The organism is Mesorhizobium sp. M7A.F.Ca.US.014.04.1.1 (genome assembly GCF_003998745.1).
GTDB classification, from domain to species: domain Bacteria; phylum Pseudomonadota; class Alphaproteobacteria; order Rhizobiales; family Rhizobiaceae; genus Mesorhizobium; species Mesorhizobium ciceri.
In genome coordinates this window covers 1-1,642 of sequence record NZ_RZRW01000898.1, presented here as the reverse complement: position 1 = coordinate 1,642, position 1,642 = coordinate 1, and the positions used below count along the sequence as shown (strand labels likewise).

Here is a 1,642-nt window from a genome sequence, read left to right as displayed (position 1 = left end):
GCTTTGGAGTGGCGTATCTCCATCACGGCGACTATCGCTAATGTTGTGCTTCAGCCAGCCGCGAAGCTTAGTATGCTGGTGGCAGGAATTCGATCAGGGCCCTTGTGACGGCGGCCGGCTGCTCCTCCGGAACCCAATGGCCTGAGCCTTCGACTACTACGGCCCGTACGTTTTCGGCGACGTGGCGGAGATGGCCTTCGTACATCGATGCCAGGCCACCCGAACCGCTTATACCGAGTACCGGCATCGTCAGCTTGTGTTTTGCAAAGGCTTTGTTCTGTTCTTCGTCACGCGGGAAAGCCCGGTAGTACTCGAAGCCTGCGCGCAATGCGCCAGGCTGGGCATAAGAACGGCCGTAGACTTCGTCGGCTTCGGTGTCGAACGCGCGAGTATTTACCCCCTCTGCATTGTGAAACCACTTTAAATACTCAAGCTCGCGACCGGCAATGAGCATTTCCGGCACGTCGCGTACGGAGTGGAAGCGAAAATGCCAAGTGCGAGGGCCTTGGATCAATTCGTTCCACGGTTCGATGCCTGGCAGCGGGACGTCAACGATTGCCAGTGTGGTGACTTCCCCCGGGTGCTGCGCCGCATAGGAATAAGCGACCATGCCACCCATATCGTGACCGACGAGATTGACGACCGGACCAAGGTTCAGCTGATTGACAAGTGCTCGAATATCCTCGGCAATCGCCGCCTTTTCGTAGCCGGCCGCAGGCTTGGCGGTGTCCCCCAAACCGCGCAAATCGGGCGCAAGTACCGTGTAACCGCGCGCCACCAGTTGCGGCATTACAAAGCGCCACATGTATGAGGTCGTGCCCCAACCATGCAACAACACCACGGTTTTCGGGCCGCCTGCTGCCAGCAAATAGTGATAGGCCACACCGTTAACGTCGGCCTTGCCGTCGACGATACGTGCCGACAGGTCGGTCGATTGCCCGAGCGGCACGCCGGAGTGCGCTGCGCTGGCAGAAGTCGATGGCCCGGCAGCAAGAACCGCAATGAGGAAACCAGAAAGAAAGCTAAGGCGCATAAAGCACTCCGGGGTTGTGAGGTCCAAAGTGCTCCAAGAGCGGCAAATGCCGTGCAATTTCTATAAGGCGAAAGCTTTAAAGCCTTTGTCGTTATAATAACGCGTTGTACACCTAAGCATATTGCGCTCTGGCCGGCGGTGAGTTGATTACTCAACATGAGGACCACGTAGGCGAAACCTATCGCGGTCCGTTCGGGCGGTGACTTGCTCGCGATCAGCCGCTCCTCGTTTTGAGAAGAATCCTCATACGGCTTGATAGGTCGTGTTTGTGACAGCCACACGCGGCACGTCGCGCACGAACCAACGTCATCGCATCATTTGCCCCATCTCAGCGACAGTTCCAGCACCTCGGCGTACCTACCCTGCACCTTGGCATCGTACGACAGATGCCTGCGTAGAATAGGTTCGCGGGGCGGATCGGCGCATCTTCTCCCTCGCAAGCCATCACGATCATCGGGCGTCGCCGCTCCTTCGCCCGCTCCTCCCCCCGAAAGCGACGGTGCAGGTCGACCCGGTGATCGTGATGGTGAGCCGACCCGAGAAGCCGCTCACCAAGGATGGACACGATGAGTATGGATGGACTTTTCACCCTCGGTGCAACCCGCCGCG

At 58.5% G+C, this 1,642-nt stretch carries 1 protein-coding gene; it reads right to left on the bottom strand.

What is annotated here, in order from left to right; all coding sequences use genetic code 11:
* Window positions 1-67: 67 nt before the first annotated feature.
* A complete protein-coding gene (locus tag EOA22_RS32860) occupies window positions 68-1,033 on the bottom strand; it encodes an alpha/beta hydrolase (protein WP_063170649.1) in 966 nt (321 codons plus the stop codon).
* Window positions 1,034-1,642 lie beyond the last annotated feature (609 nt).